Source organism: Mesorhizobium sp. M7A.F.Ca.US.014.04.1.1 (assembly GCF_003998745.1).
GTDB lineage: Bacteria > Pseudomonadota > Alphaproteobacteria > Rhizobiales > Rhizobiaceae > Mesorhizobium > Mesorhizobium ciceri.
The window spans coordinates 1-1,832 of sequence record NZ_RZRW01000839.1 but is presented as its reverse complement, the minus strand read 5'-3'; the positions used below and the strand labels follow the sequence as shown (position 1 = coordinate 1,832).

Sequence of the window (1,832 nt, the reverse complement as noted above, 5' to 3'; positions counted from 1 at the left end):
AAGCGCGACAGCTATCGTCAACATGCGCATGGTCGCTCCTTGCATTCTTCGAGGGAGATTTTGAAGAAACCCCCATGCTGAGCGATGGTTCCGCAAGGCCGGTCCCACCGGGCGATTTCGCCCCAACTCACCCCAGAGAGACGCCGAAAACCCTGGCCAAGGCGTTCGTCACACGGCTGTCTCCAACCGGTTGGGTAGCTCCGTACGGAATCGTACCATCGATTGATCTGCACCTTGGACAGGATCAAAATGAAGCTGAGGTGACCATGGGAGGGAGCCGCATGAGCATCGCCAGATGGGCAATAAGACCTGTCGGTACCGCCAAGGCGTTTCTGGCAGAAGAGCTTCGAAGTGCGCGATACGGCGACATCGTTTCGGTCAAAGCGGCGATAGAGGCCGCTCGCAGGGACGCGCCTTATTTGCAGGATACAGATGATGAATTGATGGAGACGATCATCGAGCTGGCACGGGAACTGGGTCTGGCCGTCCTTTTTGACTCTCGCGATTGACCGATGAGCCATGGTCGATGCGATTTGGTACGAAATCGACAATTGGCTCATGGTCGAAAATGCGCAATCATTGGGAAATGGGACGACGGCTGGACGACAAACTCGATTGCAAGGCTTGTGGGACCATCCAAATGGACATTCCCGACGACGCCAACGAGTCGACGCCAATTCATTGCAGCAATTGCGGCGCCTTTCTCGGCGAATGGGGTGAATTGCAGGATGATTTCTATCGCCAGGCTCGCGGTACCGAAGCATTCGACTTGCGCAACGGAACCATTATCAAGAAGTAGCGCGCAACAACGCGCCCCCCGATGACACAGGTAAATCCACAGGGGGGTGGCAGATTTAACCGACGTCGATCACGACCATCAGCCCGCCGCCGCCCTTTTCCTCGACATTGTTGTTCGTCGTGTGATGCGGGATGTGGCAATGGATGAGCCACTTGCCGGGACGCCGTGCCTTCCAGACGACGTCATAGCGCTGTCCTGGCCCGACATTGATCGTATCGGCCAGAAAGCGCGCCGAGGGAGGAAGCGTCTCACCGTCACGAGCGACGACCTCGAAGGGTCCGCCATGGATATGCATGGGATGGACGAAGCCATTATTGGTGCCGATGAAACGCACCTTCAGCGTCTCGCCCACCTTCATGGGGATGGCGTCGGTTGCGGGATAGGCCTTGCCGTTGATGGTGAAGAAGTTCGGCATACCGCCTTCCATCGGCATCGAAGGATAGGTCAGTCCATCGCGCACCAGCCATTCCTGAAGTTCGATCACATAGTCGTGGTCAGCCTGAACCTCGTCGGCGGGATTGGCAGGGTCGATGATCAGCGCCCCATAGAGCCCCAGCGCCTGGGTACGGTCCGGCTTGGCATGCGGATGATAGAAATAGGTCCCGTGCTGGGTCGCGGTGAATTCGTAGGAATAGGATTGCCCAGGCTCGATCGGCGGCTGGGTGATCTCGGCGGGCCCATCCATCTGGTTCGGCAGGATCATGCCGTGCCAATGCACCGTGGTCTCCTCAGGCAGGTCATTGGTGACGTCGATGCGAACCTTATCGCCCTGGCGAATGTGGATGCGCGGACCGGGGATCTGGCCGTTGTAGGCATAGGCGTCGACCGCGACATTGGGCAGGATCTGCCAGCGGACCACTGAGGGCCTGAGGTCGAACACCTTGACGCCGTTCTCCAGGCGGAATGGCAGTTCCTGGTCGCCTTTGGCGGCAAGGCCATAGGATGCCGTGACGCGATGCGGATTGGTTGCAGCCATGTCACGCATGGCTTCCGCCGGCGTGTCGCGGCCCATGATCATGCCTTGCGGCATGAT

Annotated in this window: 3 protein-coding genes; 2 read left to right on the top strand and 1 reads right to left on the bottom strand. The window is 58.6% G+C overall.

Features of this window, described 5'->3' with window-relative positions; all coding sequences use genetic code 11:
- A partial coding sequence (locus tag EOA22_RS39230) for a hypothetical protein (protein ID WP_245478739.1) occupies window positions 1-509 on the top strand: 509 nt, incomplete at its 5' end.
- Window positions 506-799, top strand: coding sequence for a hypothetical protein (locus EOA22_RS37845; RefSeq protein ID WP_164745831.1), 294 nt, complete (start codon window positions 506-508; stop codon window positions 797-799). The genes EOA22_RS39230 and EOA22_RS37845, both read left to right, overlap by 4 nt.
- A gap of 55 nt (window positions 800-854) precedes the next feature.
- On the opposite strand, the gene EOA22_RS32145 is transcribed toward EOA22_RS37845, so the two are convergent.
- Window positions 855-1,832, bottom strand: a 978-nt coding sequence (locus EOA22_RS32145) for a copper oxidase (RefSeq protein WP_164756131.1), incomplete at its 5' end; no start/stop codon positions are given.